This is a genomic window from Myxococcus vastator (assembly GCF_010894475.1).
Taxonomy (GTDB): domain Bacteria; phylum Myxococcota; class Myxococcia; order Myxococcales; family Myxococcaceae; genus Myxococcus; species Myxococcus vastator.
In genome coordinates, this window is sequence record NZ_JAAIYB010000144.1 from 1 (window position 1) to 18,066 (window position 18,066).

Consider the following 18,066-nt stretch of genomic DNA (forward strand, 5'->3'; position numbering starts at 1 on the left):
CCCCCTCAACAGGGCCCCCATTCCTCTTATGCGCGCGTGACGTCGATGACCGGTTGGATGCTCCTGCTGTTGGCGATGCTCGCGCCGATCGGCGTGCAGGCCCAGACCCCCGAGGCCGCGGTGGTCGAGGCGGTTGCCCAGGACGCGCACGCCAGCTTCGCTTCGACGCTCGCCAGCCTCCCGCTGACGGCGAGGCGCAGCGCGCAGGCACCTCGCTCCTGGGCGTGAACCTGCCTCGCTTCGCGGTCGCGTCGCTGGGTGGGGCCGCCGGCGGAGCGCTCCTGGGCACGGGTGGCTACCTGAACGCCAATCTCGCGATGTGCGAGGGACGGCGCCAAGGCTTCTTCTCCTTCGCGGCACTCGTCACGGGCGGCACCATCGGTGCCGGGCTGGGCCTGCTGGGCGGGACCCTGCTGGTGGGCCACTGGATGGCGGCGATGGCGCCTGGTGGGGCGTGCTGATGGGCATGGCCGTCGGCATGACCGTGAGCACGACGACCATGCAGCTTCTCGATTCCTCTCACGCCGGCACCATGTTCGGCGCGACGCTCGTGGGCACGGTGCTGCTCGGCGCGCTCGGCTACGAGCTGACCTCCCACCACAGCGCGAAGCAGCTTCGCACCACGCGGCTCTCCGTTCCCTCAGGGCGCGGCGGCCAGCGCCTGGGCCTTGGCCCTTCGGCCTCGCCACCAGAGCGCCAGGGTGATGGGAGAGACGAGCACCAGCATCATCAGCGAGCCGACCACCGCGCCCGCGGTGAGCGCCGCGGCGAAGCGAAGCGCGGCGCCGAGGCCCGCTCGGTGGGGACCCGCTCCGATCCCGAGCTCCGCGCGCAGGTCCTCGACGTTGCGCTCGAGCAGCGCCTCGTAGTCGCGCCCGTAGGTGGACTGCTCGTCGAGCCCGCGGACGAACGCGCGCCAGGTGCGCACCGGGGCCGTCAGCAGCCCCCCGGTCATGCCCGAGAGGTTGAGCACCCAGGCCGCGTGGAAGTCGCCGCAGCCCGCGCCGATCTCCCACGCGGAGATCTCGAACTCGCCAGTGAGGTCGGTGCGATAGCCGGTGAGGACGTGGTGCAGATCGTGGAAGCGCACCGCGCGCTTGCGAGCCTCGGTGTTGGGGAGCGGGAAGGGGAGGGGGCCGAGCTTGAAGTCGACCCAATCGGACGCGTACCCGCCGTCCTCTCCGAAGCCGCTCTCGTCGAAGTAGCGTCGCAGCGCCGTGGCCATGGTCTCCATCGCGTGGACTCCCTCGCAGCGGGCGCAGCTGCCCCGCGGGTTCGCAAGGAGTCTGACGCGGAGACCTCCGTGCCGCACGTCGCGTTCGAGGAGAGGCATCAGGCCCGGCGATGCGCGCGGGGACCGGTGCTCATGCTCCGGCCCGCGGGTGTGCCTGGGCTTCAGGCGGGACGCCGTGTGTACGACCGCGTGAACGGCGGCACCGAGCGCGAGCTCCCAACTCGAAACAGCAAGGCCGACCATGGGGACGTGCCCCACGACCGGCCTCGCTCCTCGGCGTGTCGACGCGGTCCTACAGCAGGGGCACGCGCTTGAGCTTGAAGGGCGAGGGGCTCTCGCTCATCGTGAAGTAACTCGCGCCGTTGGCCTCGTACTCGATCGCCTCACCCTGGCCCTCGGTGGTGTCGGTCAGCGTGACGGGCGTCGCGAAGACGGCCGACTCGAAGCCAAGTCCCGGCGTCGCACGGAACTCGTAGACAGTGCGGTAGGTGCGAAGGAGGAAGCGATCCGCGCATGGGTGGATCGCCGCCGCGGTCGCGGCCGAGAAGTTGGCGTCTCCGTTCAGCGGCAGCTGGATCGTGTGGACGTGGAGCAGCGTGGCCTGCACGCCCGGCGTCAGCGGCTGGGGGAACTTGTACACGCCGCTCTGCCCCGTGCCCCCGTTCTTGGTGACGACGTAGATGTCCCCGGTGGTGGGGTGCACCATCAGCGACTCCGCGTCCTTCGCGCCGTCCGGATAGACGAACGGGAAGGCCTCGGCGACGAGCCCCCCCGAGGTCTGGCCGTTGGCGAGATCCGGCTCGGGCACGCGGTAGATCGTGAACGACGTGGGGCTGCCACCCGCGGGGAAGTTGGCGCTCCACTTCCCGATGTCACCAATGAAGATGCACGAGCCGCTCGGGCAGGGCCCGGTTGCGAGGTCCTCCCAGTCGGCCGGCGTCACGTTGGTCACGTTGAACGTGCCAATCGTGCTCGCGTTGAGCGTGTCGATCGCGACGAGCGCGGTGGTGTCCTCGTTGTGCACGTAGAGCGCGTTGCCGACCACGCGGCTCGCGGCCAGGCCCGAGGGCTCCACGATTTCCGGCGCGGTCACGGTGCCCTGGAGCGTGAAGGTGCTCGCGTACGTGTCGCCGACCATGCAGGTGGGGGCGTTGGCGGCGCGCAGGACGATCACGTGCGCGGTGTTGGTCTGAACGAACGCGGAGCTGCCGGAGAGGCCCGCCTGGAGGCCCGGCGCGGTGAGCGACCGGTAGGCCGCATTGAAGAGCAGTCCGTTGGTGTGACCCAGGCACGCGTCGAAGGCCTCGGTGAAGCCGAGCGGCGGCTCGATGCCGGTGGCAGGGCAGGTGGCGTCCGGCCAGACCTGTGAGCCGTACCAGACGGCGAGGCCACCTGCGCTGCCGGTCACCACGTCGGGCACGGTGAACGACGCGGAGTTGCCGTTCTTCTGGCCTGCGTGCACGTCGATGGGCTGGACCGGATCGACGCCGCTGAAGGCCTCCACGCTCCCCGCCATGTGGGTGGTCGCGTCCAGTTCGAACGCGTAGCTTGCAGGCTCGGAGGCGCCCGCGACGCGGTAGAAGATCCAGGTGCGGATGGCCCAGGCGCTCTGCTCCGAGCGCAGGAACGTCCAGCCGGCGGGCGGCGTGACGGTCGCGGAGATGTTGTTGCGCACGCTCACCCGCGCGATGAGCGCGTCGTTGGCCTCGGTCCCCGACGGCTTGGGGATCGACAGCGAAGCGATTGACAGGCCGCTGTGGTGCGAGCTCCCGCGCAACGCGACCCCCGAGGACGGCGCGACCTCGGCGCGGCGAAGGGCGATGACCTGCGCGACGTTGGTCTCGGCGAACGTCGAGCTCCCGTTGAACGGTCCCTGGAGGCCGGCACCGGCGAGGGGCATGAAGGCGGCGTTGAAGACGAGGCCCTGGGACGAGGACACCAGGCAGGTGTCGTAGGTCTCGGCGAAGCCCACGGGGGGCTCGATCGCCGGGGTCGGACACGCGGCGCCGGTCCACGCCTGCGCGCCGAACCAGACGGCGGCCCCGCCCGCGGTCGAGGTGCTCACCTGCGGCGTCGTGAAGGCCGTCGAGCCGCTGTTGCTCTTGCCGGCGTGCGTGTCGATCGGGTTGGCCGGATCGACGCCGGCATACGCCACGAGGTTGCCGACGAGGTAGCTGGCGATGGAGCTCTGGAAGGTGTGGCTCGCGGGCTCGCTGGCGGTGGCGACGCGGACGAAGACCCAGCCGCGGATGCTCCAGGTGCTCATGTCGGTGCGCACCAGCGTCCAACCTGCAGGCGGGGTGAGCTCGGCGCCGATCTGGTTCCGGTTCGCAAGGTGCGCCAGCAGCACGTCACCGGCGGCGACGCCCGCAGGGGTCGAGAGGGTCAGGCTGGTGACCGTCTTGCCGCTCGCGTGCGTGGTGCCGACGAGGGAGATCTCCCCGGTGGCCGGCGGCTGGAGGGGACGCAGCACCACCGCGTGCGTGATGTTGGTGTTGGGGAGCGTGGAGCTGCCGGTGAAGGCGGGCTGGGCACCTGCGGCCCCGAGCTCCGAGGTGGCGGCGCTGTGCAGCACGCCGCGCGACGACGAGACGAGGCAGGTGTCGAGCTGCTCGGTGAAGCCCGTCGGAGGGGTGTGGACCGCGGGGCACGCGGCGCCTCCCCAGACCTGGGCCGAGAACCACACCGCGAGGCCGTTCGCGGACGACGTGGTGGCGACGGGCAGCGCGAGGCTCGCGCTGTTGCCATTCTTCTGGCCCACGTGCACGTCGATCGGCTGGAGCGGATCCGCGCCCGACACCGCGACCAGGGTGGCCGCCATGGCGCTGGCGAGGTCGAGGGTGAAGGTGTGACTGCTCGGCTCGGCCGCGCTGGCCACGCGGAGGAAGAGCCAGGACTTGATGGCCGAGGCGCTCTGCTCGGAGCGCAGCAGCGTCCAGCCAGCGGGTGGGGTGGCGACGGCGGCGACGGCCTCGCGGTTGCTCAGCTGCATCACCAGCACATCTCCGGCGGCCGTACCGACGGGGGTGGGGATGGAGAGGGCGGTGATGGCCAGGCCGCTCGCGCTGGTGGTTCCTCGCACGGAGAGCGTGGAGAGGCCCTGGGCCGTCGTCGCATCCTGTACGTCGTCGGGCTGCGCGAGCTCAGTCGTTCCACAGGCGGCCATCAGTAGGGCGGCCGCGATCCACAGGCTTCGGAGTGGGGTCATGGGGTTTCGATCGGGTGCCGACTCACCGGACAGGAGGTCCGGGAATCGGCCATGTGAAGGACCCCGAAGCGAGAAGCGCAATCGACTGTCATGACACGGGAAAGCTGCCGTGAAACGGCTGGGATCGTCGGGTGGGATTGAAAGAAGGTGGCAGTCCTGTCCATGCGGTCACGCGGAGTACTTGGAGAACGCGAAGCCCAAAGACATCTGCGCACGGTGCAAGGGCGCGAAGGGCGGTCGGCACCCCGAGGAGTGGGCATCCAGGCAAGCCTCGTGACCGTGGCTGTGACCGGCTCGTGACGTCAGCCGAGGCGTGAATGAGGACATCAAGACGGCGATGGAGCGCGCGCACGTCACGGGAGCAGCGTTCGAGGAGGTCCAGGCGCTCGCAGGTCCGCTAGGCCCCGAGCGTCTTGCGCATGTTTCGGTGAGGGACGCCCACCTCGGTGTAGGGGTCGCCGAAGACGGCGTAGCCCAGCCGCTCATAGAACGGGACCGCGGGGGCGCGCGCGTGCAGGTGGACGTGGGTGAAGCCACGCCGCGCCAGCTCCACTTCCAACGTCCGCACCAGTTGGGCACCCAGCCCCTGCCCCTGGAGGTGGGAGGCCACGGCCATCTGGAACAGCCGCCCGCCGTGGGCCTCCTCGGGGTTGAAGAGGACGCAGCCGAGCACCGCCTCACCCTGGTGTGCCACCAGGTGCAGGCTGTCCGCCTCGAAGGGGAAGGCCACGTCGTCACGCGTGTAGCCAAGCGGCTCGCGCAGCACGCGGAAGCGCAGCTCCAGCTCGCCCGCGTAGAGCGGGTGTCCGGGGTGGATGAAGGTGAAGGTGGCGCCGGCCGTCACGTCAGAACGTCCCCGTGAGCTGGAGCGTGAAGGTGCGGCCGTACTGCGGCACGGGGGCGATGGAGTTCTCGTCCGACACCGGCAGCGCGTAGCGGGCGTCCAGGAGGTTGTGCACGCCGGCGAAGTAGCGCAGGGGGCCGTAGTCACCCGACAGGCCAAAGCCCACCAGCAGCGCCTCCCCGCTGTCCGCGCCGCCCGGGCCGGTGGGCCGGGCGCTCTGGTAGATGGCCTGGGTGGCCACGCGCATGTCGCCGGCGCCAATGGGCAGCATCATCCGGCCCGCCACCAGGTGCGCGGGCGCCGCGGAGGAGACCTCCTCCGAGGCGTTGCGCAGCGTCACGTAGGAGTAGCTCACGTCCACCAGCAGCCAGCGCCCCGGCTGCCAGTGCACGCCGGCCTCGGCGCCCCAGGCCAGCGTGGTGCCGTCGTCGTTCATGAAGCGCAGACAGGCGGCGGTGCCGCAGTCGCCTGAAGGTGCGTCCTCCGCGCTGAGCTGCACCAGGCTGGAGATGCGGTTGTGATAGCCGGCGACGGTGAGGCGCAGCTCGTCCGTCAGGTCGTGCGAGTGCTCCAGCTCGAAGGTGGTGATGGTCTCCGGCCGCAGGCCCAGCGCCGCGGCCTGGGAGATGCCGTCCGCGTAGTAGAGCTCGTAGACGTTGGGCGCGCGGAAGGCGTTGCCCGCCACCAGCTTGGTGAGGCCCCGCTCGTAGGGCCGGGCGATGACGGCCAGGCGCGGGGTGATGGGCGTGCTGTCCAGGTCCACGTACTTGTCCAGACGCAGGCCAGCCGACACGCTCAGCCGCGGGTGGAGCTTCCACTCGTCGAGCAGGTACGCGGACAGCAGCGTGCGCGCCTGGGTCTCCAAGGGCAGGTCACCGGCGTCCTGCCGGACGCGGAGCTGCGCCTGGCCCTCCACGCCGAGCGTGAAGACGTTGCCCTCGAACAGGCCGATGCGCGCGCGGGCCTCGCCGGTGAGCCAGTCCGCCGCGCCGCCCTCGGTCCGGGCGCCGCCGTCCTCCTCCGGGTAGACGTAGGTGCCCTCGTAGCGGCTCAGGTCGAACGCGCCGCGCACGGACAGGCTGAAGCGCTCGGTGAACTGGCGCTCGTAGCGGGCCTCGGCGAAGGCGCGCAGGTCCTCCACGACGTTGCCCTCCGTGCCGGGCACGGTGCCGTAGGGCGCGGTGGGCAGCTCCTTGGTGCGCACGTTGAACTGGGCCTGGAAGGACAGGTCGCCCACGCGGGCCCGGAGCGAGCCCCCTGCGGCGCGCTCCGCGTCCAGTCCGGTGATGATGGGGCCGTTGGCGCCCAGCCGGGTGGTGTCCGCGCCCGTGGCCGTCAAGGCGGCGGCGCTCACCAGCACCGACCGGTTGCCGTCCTCCCACGACGCGGTGGCGTGGCCCCGCGTGGTGCCGAGCGCGCCCACCGCGCCGGTGACTTCCAGGTGCTTGTCCGCTCCCAGGGACTCCCGGGGCACCACGTTGATGACGGCGAAGAAGGCGCCCGTGCCGTACAGGGCGCTGCCAGGGCCACGCACCACCTCGATGCGCTCCACTTCCTGGATGTCCACGCTGAGGTCGCGGGCGGCGAAGCCCTGGCCGGCCCAGACGTCGTTCATGGCGTGGCCATCCCAGAGGATGAGGATGCGCGTGTTGAGGTCCCCCGGCGGGGAGAAGCCGCGCACGCCCATGTACGTATAGGTCCGGTCGTCGGTGAGATAGAAGCCGCGCACACCGGCCACGGCCTCGGCGACGGTGCGCCAGCCGAAGGCGCGCAGCTCCTCCTGGGAGAGTACGGTGGTGGAGGCGGGCGCTTCGTCGACGGCGACCAGGCTCTTGGAGGCGGCGCGCACCGGAGGCGGCGCGTAGCGCAGCTCGGCGTGGACCTTCACTTCCTCCTCGGCCACCACCTTCACCGTCTGGCGCAGCGGGCGCACCTCGCGGCTCTCCACCTCCAGCGTGTGCTCGCCCTCGGGGAGGGTGACGACGGTGGGGGTGAAGCCCGCGGGCTTGCCATCCACGCGCACCGTGGCGCCGTCGCGGTTGGCGGTGACGACGAGCCGCCCGGTGGGCCGGTCCTGGGGCCGCAGCGCCACGGCGACAGGCACGTTGCCGTCGGCGGGGACGTCCACCACGTACTGGCCGGGTGCGTAGCCGGGGGCGCGCACGTGCAGCACGCGCTGACCGGGAGGCAGCCGCACGCGGCCGGGGACGCGAGCCAGGACGTTGCCGTTGGGGGCATCGCGAATCTCGGCGCCCGCCGGCGTGCCCGTCACCTCCACGCCGCCGGTGATGAGCGCCAGGTCGAAGGTCTGGTCCGTCTCCCGGCCGCGCACCAGGGTGAGCGTGGCCTCCGCGGGGCGGTAGCCGTCCTTCTTCACCATGACTTTGTGACGGCCGGGCGTCAGCGCGAGCGTCTGCGGAGAGCGGCCCCGGCTGCCCAGGTCCATGCGGTCCACGTAGACGTCGGCGCCCTTGGGGTTGGTGGTGACGCGCACCAGCGCGACCTTGGGACGGAGCCGGTCCACGGAGCGGGAGACCTCGGCGGCGTCGTCCCTGGGCAGGTCCTCGGCGAGCAGGTCGTTGTAGTAGCGGTACGCCTCGTTGAACTTGCCCAGCGCCTCGAAGCAGCGGGCGATGTTGAAGAGGACGTTCCGGTTGGGCACCAGCCGGTAGCTGGTGAAGTAGGAGCGCAGCGCCTCGGCGTACTGCCCCTTGGAATAGGCATCGTTGCCGAGCTCGAACGCGATGTCCGCTTCATCCGCGTTGTTGTCCGCGAGCACAGGCGCGGACAGGAGGAACATCGAGAGGACGAACGCGAAAGAACGGGAGGCACGCATGGGGCGCCGAGCATTCTTCCCTCTCCGGGGTGAGAGGTCCATGGGGGCTTGAAGGTTGGTCGCTGGGTGTCAGACCTGTTAGGTGGTATCGGGCCTGGACATGCAACGTGGGGTGGGGTTCCACTCCAGGGAGGCGGGGGCCATGATTCAGGAGCAGCCGGTCATCACGGTGAGAGAGGAACGGGACACGGGAATGGGCCACGAGACGAAGCGCCCGGCGACCTACGAGGACCTGGTGGCGCTGCCGGAGCACCAGGTGGGGCAAATTATCGACGGGGAGCTGATTGCCCAGCCGCGTCCGGCCAGTCGGCATGCGCGGGCGAGCTCGGCACTGCTCAGCGGGCTGTTCAATCCCTTCGATTTGGGCCAGGGCGGCCCCGGGGGCTGGTGGATTCTGCATGAGCCAGAGCTGCACCTCGGCGCGGACGTGCTGGTGCCGGACCTGGCGGGTTGGCGCCGCGACCGGATGCCGGAGGTCCCGGATACGTCCTTCTTCACGCTGGCACCGGACTGGGTCTGCGAGGTGCTCTCGCCTTCCACGGCGGCCCTGGACCGCTCGCGCAAGAAGCGCATCTACGCGCGGGAGGGCGTCGGGCACGTGTGGCTCGTGGACCCTCAGGCGCGGACGCTGGAGGTGTTCCGGCTGAGCAGGGGGCAGTGGCTCGAACAGGGCACCTGGTCGGACGACGAGCGCGTCCGCGCCGAGCCCTTCGAGGCGGTCGAGCTGAGGCTCGGCGTGTTGTGGTTGCCGGAGGCGAAGGCGAAGTGACGTCCCCTTCGCCTCAGTGAACCACACCCCGCGCGGACATGGCCGCCTCAGGTGAGGCGGAAGGCTCGCGCATCAGCTTGTCGCCCGCGGCCTGGAGGACCTGGGTGGTGGCACCCTCGGGGTCGCGGAAGAAGGAGGGCGTCCACATGCGCACGAGCTGCCAGCCCTGGCCCTCCAGCACGCCCGTGCGGAAGAGGTCCCACTCCACGCGGTCCGCGGCCTTGGGGTAGCGCGTGCCGTCACACAGCACGCCGACGGTGACGTCGCCCGGCCGGGTGGGGTGCCGGAGCGCGACGTCCACGCAGAAGCCGTCATTGCCCCAGTGGACATTCGACGACACGCGGTGCTGGGTGGCCAGGTGTCCGGCCAGGGCCCGCGCGAAGGCCGAGCCCGCGTCCGTGGGCCGCACGAACACCTCCGCTGTCTGGGCGGGCCGCGGCGTCTGGGACATCGTGTCCTCGGGCTGGCCCTCGGCCGCCTGGGCGTAGGCCGACTCCAGGGCCTCCGCGAAGCGCAGGTAGGCGAAGAGGAGCCAGCCGCCGTTGGGCTGCCGGCCCGCTTCCATGGGGGGCGCGGACAGGTAGGACTCGCGCGGAATCGAGGTGACGAGGTGAATCTGCTCCCGCGCCCGCGTCACCAGCACGTTGAGGCGCCGGCCGCCGCCCGCGCTGCCCAGCGGACCGAAGCGCCGGTAGAAGCGGCCGTGCCGGTCCGGGCCGTAGGTGGTGCTGATGATGAGGTGGTCCCGCTCGTCGCCCTGGACGTTCTCCAGGTTCTTCACGAAGAGCCCCTCGAACGAGCCCGAGCCCCGGCGCACGCGGGCTTCGGCCAGCCGCGACGCGAACGATGCGTCGCTGGCGGCCATCTCGTCGAGGACGTCGTTGAGGGTGTCGCGCTGGGTGAGGTTGAAGCACGCGATGCCAATGGACGGCGGCTCGGGCCGTGAGAGCAGCTCCTTCACCAGCGTGCCCACGGCGCGGGCCTCCACCAGGTTGGTGCGCTTTTCATAGGTGCCTCCTACGTGGAGCAGCCGCAGTGGCGCGTGGGGCACCTGGTGGGATGGGTGCGCGGGGATGGCCTGGAGCCGCTTGTCGTAGAAGTGGTCGTTGCTGAAGGCGATGAGGTCCGCGTTCTGCGAGCGGTAGTGCACGTCCAGGTAGCACTGGTCGATGTCGAGGTTGAGCGCCGCCGACAGCAGGTCCTCCACCTCGGCTTGCTGCTCCTCGAAGAGGCCCTGCTCGTTTTCGGCCTCCTGCTCCGCGCTCTGCACCACGGCGGATTCGAAGAAGCGCGTGGGTGGCAGCTGCTTCGGGTCTCCGGCGATGACCACGCGGTGCGCGCGGGTGAGGACGGGCAGGGCCTCCTCCAGTCGGCACTGCGAGGCCTCGTCGAAGATGACGACGTCGAAGATGGGGCGGCGGGGGAAGATTTGCGCCACGGTCTGCGGGCTGGCCATCCACACGGGGCGGAGGTCGAAGAGCGGGTCGCCCCCTTCGATGCCCTGACCGGTGGCGATGACCTGACGCACGCGCATGGCGCGCTCGCCCCGCAGCAGCAGCCGCCGGCGCAGCTCCGCGCCCTGGCCATTGAGCCGGCCGCCCGTGACTGCGAGCAGCCGCTCACGCTGGCGCTGCGTCCAGCGGTGGACCAGGGCGTCGCGCACGAGGACTCGCTTCTTCTCCTCCAGCGCGCGGTAGTGCGCATGGGTGGTGCGCACGCGCTCGGCGTCGATGTGCTGGAGCGCCGGAGCCTCCCTCAGGCGCGCGGACGCTTCCGCCGCCAGCGTCGCCTTGAGCACCGCGCGCCAGCCCGCCTCGGCCTCCGCGCCCTGGCGGGCCAGCCGCTCCACGGCGGACTCCAGCGCCGGAGGCATGCCCGCCAGCACCGCGCGCATGCGCAGCAGCCCTTCCACGGTGGGGAGCCGTGACACCAGGGCCGAGGTGACGGATGCCAGACGCTCGCCCGCGCGCAGCCCACGTGAGCGCGAGTCGAGCCACGGCGCGCAGAAGAGCCCCGCTTCGGCGAGCCGGGCCTCCAGCCGCGCGACGGCGTCTCCTCGAGCCGCGGACAGTCGCAGGCCCGCCAGCAGCGCCGCGCGAGCCCCCGCGTCCGCCGTCAAGGCCGCCCGCACCGCGTCCCGGCACGACGCGAGCAAGGGCGTGCGCTCCAGCTCCTGCAGCAGCTCGAAGAGCGCCGCGTGGGTGCGAAGCGTCTGGGACAGGGCCTCGTCGGTGAGCGTCGAGGTGTCGCCCGGGACGAGCGTCGTGCGGTGATACTCGGTGAGCAGCGCGCGGGCCTTCACGCCCGTGAAGAACCGCGTGACGCGCTCGGCGGCGAGGATGCTCAACGTCAGGCCGAACTGCTGGAGCACCCGGCGGGCCCCGGCCTTCCGCGCGAAGTAGAAGAACGCGTACCACTTGCGCGCGATGTCCAGGTACGAGCCCAGCGCGGCCATCGCGGGGGCCAGTACACTCAAGGCCTGGGGCTGCTCGCGGTGGACCAGCGCCAGCTCCGCGTCCAGCGGCCCCTCCGCGAGCACCTGCCGCTGCGCCGCCAGCCCGTCGAGCTGGGTCCGCGCGGCCTGGACCCCGTCCGGAGCCGCCGCGCCCCAGCGCGCGAGGACGTCCGGCCGGGCGGACTCCAACAGCGGCGCCAGCCTCTCCGCGAAGGCGGCGCGCGCCGCGCCCTCCGCGCGCGGGTCCGCGCCGAAGACAGGCACGTCCGCTGACACGAGCGCATCGGCGTCCCGCGCCGCGCTGTCGACGGCGCCCAGCCGCTCGCGATAGGTGGCCAGAGGCGTCGCGAGGTAGCTGGCCAGGTCCCCGCCCAGGGCCTCACGCCAGGGGTTCTCCGGGTAGCCCTCCTTGCCACCGCGCTCCAGCGCCTCGCGCACCTCGCGCTCGCACGTCGTCACGTCGCTCAGCCGTGCATCGGAGAGACTCGACACGGCGGGCGTGAGCGAGGCGGGGGCGTCCACGGAGAACCACTGGCCCACCAGCTCGTGGAAGGACGGCGCGGTGCCTCCGTCGGGGCGCTCGGAGAGGGCGCGGTCGGCGGACGTCAGCGCGTCGTGGAGGGACTGGAGCTCCGTGTCGATGCGCGCCAGCTCCTTGGCCACGGCCGCGTGGGTGCGTGTCTCCGGCAGCGCGTCGAGCTGCTCGCGGATGCCCATGTAGAGGTCGCGCTGGTCCCGCTGGGCGTCATGGACGACGGCGCACAGGTGCCCCAGGCCGAGGTGGTCCAGGCGGTGCTTCACCACGTCCAGCGCGGTGCGCTTGTCGCAGACGAGCAGCACGCGCTCCCCGCGCGCCAGGTGGTCGCCAATGGCATTGGCGATGGTCTGCGACTTGCCCGTGCCCGGAGGCCCATGGATGACGAGCCCCCGGCTGCTGCGCGCCAGCCGCACCGCGCGCGCCTGGCACGGGTCCGCGAGCGTGACGAGCCGCTCCTCGTCCGCGCGCTTGAGTCCCTCCAGGTTGGGCTCACCGCCGCCGTGGCCCGGGGGCAGGCCGAGCGACACGTCCACGCGGAGGAAGCTCTCCAGCGGGCCGGAGATGGGCTCGCCGTCCAGGAGCGCGCGCATGTCGTCCACGAGGCTCTGGTTGGACAGGGGATACAGGCCCAGCACGGCGCTGGGGAGGATGGCGGCCTGGGGTTGGGCATCGTCGCCACGCGGAACGGGGGCCAGGAGGGTCTGCGGCGTGAACGGCGCGGGCACGGGCAGCTCCAGGGCCTTGCACACGGCGGCCACCAGCTCGTTCAGCTCGCGCCACGGGTCCGCGCCCGTTTCATCCGCGAAGAGGTCGCCCAGCCGCTGGCCGGTCTGCTGCTCCAGCCAGGCGAGCAGCGCGGTGTTGGGGGCGACGCGGTCCACGCCGGCCTCGGCGCTCTCCAACTCCACCGACGGCATGCGGCCCCTCTTGAGGGTGAGCCGCACGGGGATGAAGGCGATGGGGGCCAGGATGCGCCGGGTGCCGAAGCCGCGCTTGTCCTTGGCGCCGGGAGGCAGGTGGAGCAGGGGGAAGCCCACGTGGAGGACGTGGGCGCCGGTGTCCTGCTCGAAGGTGCGGGCGTCCTCGACGATGGCGGCCAGCTTGCGGAGCAGGGCCTGCTGTTCCTCCTCCGCGCGGGAGGCCGGGTGGGCCTCGTCCGGTGGTGCCTCGGTGTCGGGGGGCACGTCGCGCGTAGGCCCTTGGGGGACGTCCAGCGGAAGCGCGGCGTCGGAGGCCACGTCGCGCGTAGGCCCTTGGGGGGCGTCCAGCGGAAGCGCGGCGTCGGAGGCCGCGTCGCGGGAACGGACGCCATCGTCGTCCAGCGCGTGCGCGGCCGTGGGTGCCGCGTCCAGCATGTCGTCGGCATCCATCTCCGTGGCCTCGTCGTCCCGGGAGCGAGCGGTGCGGACCTGGGCGGAGCCCTTGCGCGCGCGGGCCTCGGGAGGTGGCGGCTTCACGCCGAGCCGGGCCTGGGCCTTTTCGCCGAGCAGGGCGGCCAGCACGGTGTGCGGCGCGGTGCCATCCAGCCGGCTCAGCGTGGCGAGGTCCACGCGCTGGCGGCTGTTGTGCGGCCGGCTGTGGAGGCTGGGGCCGGATGCGAGCGCGGCGTAGAGCCGCTCGAGCATCTTTTCCAGGACGCGGTTGCGGGGCTCGGGCGACAAGGCGGCACCTCTCGACGGGAGGGGAGGCCGCTGTCTCTATCACGCGAGGAGGGCGCTGGGCCCGGGCCTTCAGTCCCCCAGCGCGGCGGCGAGCGCCTGGGCCGCGGCCTCCAGCTCCCGCGCGGGGAGGTGGTCGGCGGGGGGAGCGTCGAAGACGGCGCGGCCCCAGAGCCGCTGCGGCGTCTGGGGATAGCGGGGGACGAGGTGCAGGTGGAAGTGGCGCAGCACATCGCCAATGGCGAAGGCGTAGGCGTGTTCGGCGCCCAGCACCTCGCGCTGGGCGCGCATGACCCGGGCGGTGAAGGGGCCGAGCTCGCTCGCCGCGTCCGGCTCCAGGTCATACCAGGCGCGCACATGCTGGGCGCTGGAGAGGACGACCCAGCCGGGCACGGGGCTGGGGCCCGCCACGCCATGCAGCACCAGCCCCGGCGCGCGGGCGATGACGCCGCCCACGGGCCGCGTCGCACCCCGCACGATGGCGCAGCCCAGACAGGGGTCATTCACATCCAAGACATCCGGCATGGGCTCACGCTAGCAGCCCGCGGAAAGCCCGGGTGGGTCACGCCGTCGGGTCAGCAGTGACTCATGTCCATGGGGGCATTCGGGGTTCTCCGAGTGATCCGTGACACACCCGGCCACCGGCGTCTCGGCGGATGAGAACCGGCTCTGAATCCAGGGGGGCTTCTTGACGGAACGGGCAAGTGTCGGAGAGTGTCCGGCTGGTGCCTCATGGAATGTCGAGGCGGTGATAGTTGGGGACTTTTCTTTCAAGGCGGGGAAGATGAAGAAGCATCTGGTTATGGCCGTGGTTCCGTTCCTGGCGTTCGGTTGTGGCGACGACCTGGTTGACGCGGACGGAGACGGAATCGCGGACGGCGTGCGTGAACCTGACTCGGTGACGGTGGTGACGCCGGCCAATCCCAAGGGCACGGTGTCGGGCCAGGTGCTGAGCACGAGCCTGCAGCCCCTGACGGAGGTCTCGGTGGAGATGACCATCGGCAGCTCTGCGGAGCCGGTGGCGGCCCTCTCGGATGCGAAGGGCAACTTCACCTACACGAACGTGCCGGGCGGCGCGCAGGTGCTGCTGACGTTCTCCAAGGCGGGCTACGCCACGCTGCGCGCGCAGGCGACGGTGCCGACGACGGCGGGCAACGTCCCCATCAACAACGGCAACGCGAGCTTCGGCCCCATCACGCTGACGCGGCTGGACGGCACGCTGAACTTCCTGGTGGTGACGCCGACGGGCCGTCCCGCGGCGGGGACCCGGGCGACGCTGGAGGCCACGCCGGCGGGGTCCATCAACAACGGTGACCAATCCTCGTCGATGGTGAGCTCCGTCGTGGTGGAGGCGACCGCGAACGAGCAGGGCCTGCTGTCCTTCACGGGCATCCCGAGCGCGTCGGAGCTGGCGCGCCTGCGCAACGGCGCCGGGCAGTACAAGCTGTGGGTGTCGCCCATGGACAGTAACGGCGACGGCATCCCGGAGACGGGCGGCTACGTCAGCACGTATTCTGGGGCCGAGGTGGTGGCCAACGGCACCACGCGGCTCATCAGCCTGCCGTACTCGCGGCCGCAGAACGTGCCGCTGAGCATCGAGAGCAGCAACGTGGCCAGCCTCCGGGGCGCCGCCGCCGACCTGCACCCGCTGCGCAACCTGGTTCGCCCCGGCGAGCCCATCCACGTGTTCTTCAACCAGCCGATTCAGCAGGACTCGCTGCTCGTGCGCATGACCAACGAGGATGCGCGTGAATCGCTGGGCGTGACGGCGACCGTGAACAACGGCGGATACAGCGCGACGGTCAACCCCGGGCCCATCGTCGAGGGTAGGGAGTACAACCTGGACGTGCGCGCGGTGTCCGCCGAGGGCGGCTCGCTGTTCAGCTCCCGGGGCTTCTTCTTCGCGGGTGAGCCTCGCGGACCGCAGCAGCCGACGGCTATCGCAGAGTCGCGGTACCATGAAACGTCAGTGACACTCCCGACTTCGGGCCAGTTGAATGTCGGTGAAGATGTTTATGTTTACTTCACGCATCCGATTGCGAGCAAAGTCGCGACTGGGGAGCGCGTTCAAATCTTTTTCAACATCGACTTGAACAACAGCGGCACGCTCGGCGATGCGCAAGGTGAAAAGGGCTTCCTGACGGGATTCGACCTGCTCGAGGCCGAGCCGACGGCCCCGCTGTATACCACCACGCCTATCCAAAACCCTGTGTTCCCAATCATCAGGTCGGGATACAGCTCCCGGTTCCGTTTCATTTATGCTGGGCCGAACAACCCCAATCTGCTCGGAACCGAGATTACGGTGGGCTTCTCGAAGCTGGGGAGTCGCGGGATCAGCGGGACCTACGAGAACATCTGGGGCCAGCCTCTTACGAGCGATGTGGCCATCACGGGGATTGGCGTGCATCCTGCTCCTCCTCCCGCCCTGCCGTGAGTTCTCAGGCACGTCTGCTTCGCTAGACGCTTGGGCTTGAACAGGCACCCCCGTGGGGCATTTCCCCGCGGGGGTGCTGTCTTTTGGAAGTCGAAGTGTGCCGGTCGGAGAAAGTGTCCACCTACCCGGACCCAGGGTCCAAGGTGTGGTGTGCCTCGGGTGGGCTCGGACGGCTCCTGCTCTGTAAGTCATCGAATATCCAAGCCTTTGGGGGCAGCAAAGTCCACCTTTCCTGGGAATGGCTGCTGCATCCGAAAACCGGCCATATGAGATTCATCCGACTCTTGTCAGTGTGGTTCAGTACCTTGCTTGGGGCTTGTATCAACGTGCCGGAAGTTGAGGCCGTGCCTGAACATCCCGATTCGGGCACGCCGAGCCCCACGGTGTCATTGACGTTGTCACGCGCAGTGACCAACAGCGATGTCGTGGTCCGAGCGTCCGTGAGTGGAGGTGCTCCGGACACGGTGGAGTTGCTCGTCAACGGAGTCGTGGTTGCCCAACTCGCGCCGCCGCATGAACTGCGGTGGAGCACGCATGCCCTTGACGAGGGAACGCATACTTTCGCTGTGAAGGCGGCCGTGGGGGAGCGCACGTTCGTGAGTGAGGCAAAGTCGCTCGTCGTGGACCGGACAGCACCACGGTTGGTCCAACAGATGCCTTTGCCGGGAACACGCACTGTTTCGGTGCGGCAGACCATTCAAGCTGTTTTTTCAGAGGCATTGGATCCAGGGACGGTGACGCTCGACTCCGTGGCGCTCTTGTCTGACGGCTCGGAGATTGCCGCCGTACCGCGCCTTTCTTCGGATGGTGCTTCGCTTGAATTGGAATTGGAGGAAGCGCTTCCGGTGGACACCGTCATGAGCGTGAGGCTCGCCGCCTCTCTGACGGATCTCGCAGGTAACGCGGTGGCTTTGCCCGCCGAGGCTTGGGAGTGGACGGCTCCAGGATACCTGTCCCTAGGGGCCGCTGTTTCGAGCGCACCCGAGGAACTTGAGACCGCACAGTTTGCTTCCCTGGCGGTCGATGCGGATGAACAGCCAGTTGTCGCTTATGTCAATGGCTCCATACGCCAGCTGCTGGGGGTCTACGTCAAACGGTGGAATGGAAGTTCCTGGCAGCCAGTGGGCGAGGTCCTGGGGGAGTCAGGATATGGCGCCTACGTTTCTAACGCTACGCTCAGAATTCCTAATGGCCACGCTCCACTTGTTGCCTGGCTCCAATCTGTTTCGGGGAGCCCGATTTCCGCTCATGTCCGCCGATGGGAGAATGGTGCTTGGAATGCTGTAGGGGCGCCCGTGACTCCGCTCATGGAATCGGCAAGCGTTGACTTTTTTGCGTTTGATGCGAATGCAGGCGGCGTCATGGCGATGGCGCTTCGTGAATACCGGGGAGGGCAATCCCAGGTGAGTGTTTGGCACTGGGATGGAGTTGCCTGGGCGGCCCTGGGGGGCGCCCTCAAGGTCAATCCAACGTGGTTGGTGAATGGCGTGGCATTGATGCTGGATACGACGGGACGCCCTGTCGTTCTATGGGGGGAAACGGGCCCGGACCAAAATGCGCAGGTCTACATTCAGCGTTGGAATGGGACCGGGTGGGAGTTTCAGGTCCCTCCCTTGACTGGATTGTTTCGTGGCGTTGCGCTCGATGCCTCCGATAGCCTGATCCGAGTAGGCGCGGCCCAGAACTCAGACGGCGCGCTGGATGCGCTCGTCTTCCGTTTCGACGGGAGTTCTTGGGTGCGGATGGGGAATCGTGTCGGTGGGCTGTTCCCGGGGACAACCGATACTGTCATCTCAATGCTCGGTATCGACAAGGGGGGCGATACGGTGGTCCTCCTCAGTGAGCCTGAGTTCGCTGGCGAACCTGAGGTTTCGTACGTCCAGCGCTGGGATGGCGCGGCCTGGAGTCCCGTGGGTGGTTTGCTGCGCCCCCAACCGGGCAGAGTGCCCCTGTACAGCCGCGTGGCGATGAATGAACTGGGCCAGTCCGTACTGGCCCGCATAGAGGCGATTGGTGGCGATTTCAACCACACGCACCTCTACGTCTACCGCTCCAACAACTGAGCACCCGTCGTCGTTCCGCCGCCCGCC

General features: G+C 69.9%; 11 protein-coding genes. 5 read left to right on the forward strand and 6 right to left on the reverse strand.

Annotated features, from left to right (window positions below; genetic code table 11):
• Together G4D87_RS16250 and G4D87_RS16255 are read left to right on the forward strand one after the other, a co-directional pair.
• Window positions 1-228: hypothetical protein (locus tag G4D87_RS16250; protein ID WP_205507607.1), on the forward strand; the 228-nt coding region annotated here is incomplete at its 5' end.
• Window positions 225-461, forward strand: a complete 237-nt coding sequence (locus G4D87_RS16255) for a hypothetical protein (RefSeq protein ID WP_163782985.1) — start codon at window positions 225-227, stop codon at window positions 459-461. The genes G4D87_RS16250 and G4D87_RS16255, both read left to right, overlap by 4 nt.
• Window positions 462-640: 179 nt before the next feature.
• Here G4D87_RS16255 and G4D87_RS16260 read toward each other — a convergent pair whose 3' ends face one another.
• The 4 genes from G4D87_RS16260 to G4D87_RS16275 form a co-directional block, all read right to left on the reverse strand.
• Window positions 641-1,234, reverse strand: coding sequence for a Coq4 family protein (locus G4D87_RS16260; RefSeq protein ID WP_163782986.1), 594 nt, complete (start codon window positions 1,232-1,234; stop codon window positions 641-643).
• A gap of 292 nt (window positions 1,235-1,526) precedes the next feature.
• Window positions 1,527-4,442, reverse strand: coding sequence for a cell wall anchor protein (locus tag G4D87_RS16265; protein WP_163782987.1), 2,916 nt, complete (start codon window positions 4,440-4,442; stop codon window positions 1,527-1,529).
• Window positions 4,443-4,839: 397 nt separating this feature from the next.
• Entirely contained in the window at window positions 4,840-5,286 is a 447-nt protein-coding gene (locus G4D87_RS16270) for a GNAT family N-acetyltransferase (RefSeq protein ID WP_163782988.1), read from the reverse strand.
• Window position 5,287: 1 nt separating this feature from the next.
• Window positions 5,288-8,164: a TonB-dependent receptor domain-containing protein gene (locus G4D87_RS16275; RefSeq protein ID WP_163782989.1), complete on the reverse strand. Its 2,877-nt coding sequence runs from the start codon at window positions 8,162-8,164 to the stop codon at window positions 5,288-5,290.
• A 100-nt stretch (window positions 8,165-8,264) separates the two neighbouring features.
• On the opposite strand from G4D87_RS16275, the gene G4D87_RS16280 reads away from it, so the two are divergent.
• Window positions 8,265-8,891 (forward strand): Uma2 family endonuclease, encoded by a 627-nt coding sequence (locus G4D87_RS16280; RefSeq protein WP_163782990.1) that lies wholly within the window; start codon window positions 8,265-8,267, stop codon window positions 8,889-8,891.
• Between the two features lie 13 nt (window positions 8,892-8,904).
• Here G4D87_RS16280 and G4D87_RS16285 read toward each other — a convergent pair whose 3' ends face one another.
• Window positions 8,905-13,545, reverse strand: a complete 4,641-nt coding sequence (locus G4D87_RS16285; protein WP_163782991.1) for an AAA domain-containing protein — start codon at window positions 13,543-13,545, stop codon at window positions 8,905-8,907.
• 69 nt (window positions 13,546-13,614) lie between these two features.
• Window positions 13,615-14,067, reverse strand: a complete 453-nt coding sequence (locus tag G4D87_RS16290) for an HIT family protein (protein ID WP_163782992.1) — start codon at window positions 14,065-14,067, stop codon at window positions 13,615-13,617.
• A gap of 163 nt (window positions 14,068-14,230) precedes the next feature.
• On the opposite strand from G4D87_RS16290, the gene G4D87_RS16295 reads away from it, so the two are divergent.
• Window positions 14,231-15,976: a carboxypeptidase-like regulatory domain-containing protein gene (locus tag G4D87_RS16295; protein WP_240358325.1), complete on the forward strand. Its 1,746-nt coding sequence runs from the start codon at window positions 14,231-14,233 to the stop codon at window positions 15,974-15,976.
• A gap of 266 nt (window positions 15,977-16,242) precedes the next feature.
• Window positions 16,243-18,039: an Ig-like domain-containing protein gene (locus G4D87_RS16300; protein WP_338044975.1), complete on the forward strand. Its 1,797-nt coding sequence runs from the start codon at window positions 16,243-16,245 to the stop codon at window positions 18,037-18,039.
• The last annotated feature ends 27 nt before the right edge of the window (window positions 18,040-18,066 follow it).

Excerpts from the sequence above, each read along its gene's own strand:
- G4D87_RS16260 (WP_163782986.1), bottom strand. The coding sequence starts at position 1,234 with ATGGAGACCATGGCCACGGCGCTGCGACGCTACTTCGACGAGAGCGGC.
- G4D87_RS16265 (WP_163782987.1), bottom strand. The coding sequence starts at position 4,442 with ATGACCCCACTCCGAAGCCTGTGGATCGCGGCCGCCCTACTGATGGCC.
- G4D87_RS16275 (WP_163782989.1), bottom strand. The coding sequence starts at position 8,164 with ATGGACCTCTCACCCCGGAGAGGGAAGAATGCTCGGCGCCCCATGCGT.
- G4D87_RS16280 (WP_163782990.1), top strand. The coding sequence starts at position 8,265 with ATGATTCAGGAGCAGCCGGTCATCACGGTGAGAGAGGAACGGGACACG.
- G4D87_RS16290 (WP_163782992.1), bottom strand. The coding sequence starts at position 14,067 with ATGCCGGATGTCTTGGATGTGAATGACCCCTGTCTGGGCTGCGCCATC.
- G4D87_RS16300 (WP_338044975.1), top strand. The coding sequence starts at position 16,243 with ATGAGATTCATCCGACTCTTGTCAGTGTGGTTCAGTACCTTGCTTGGG.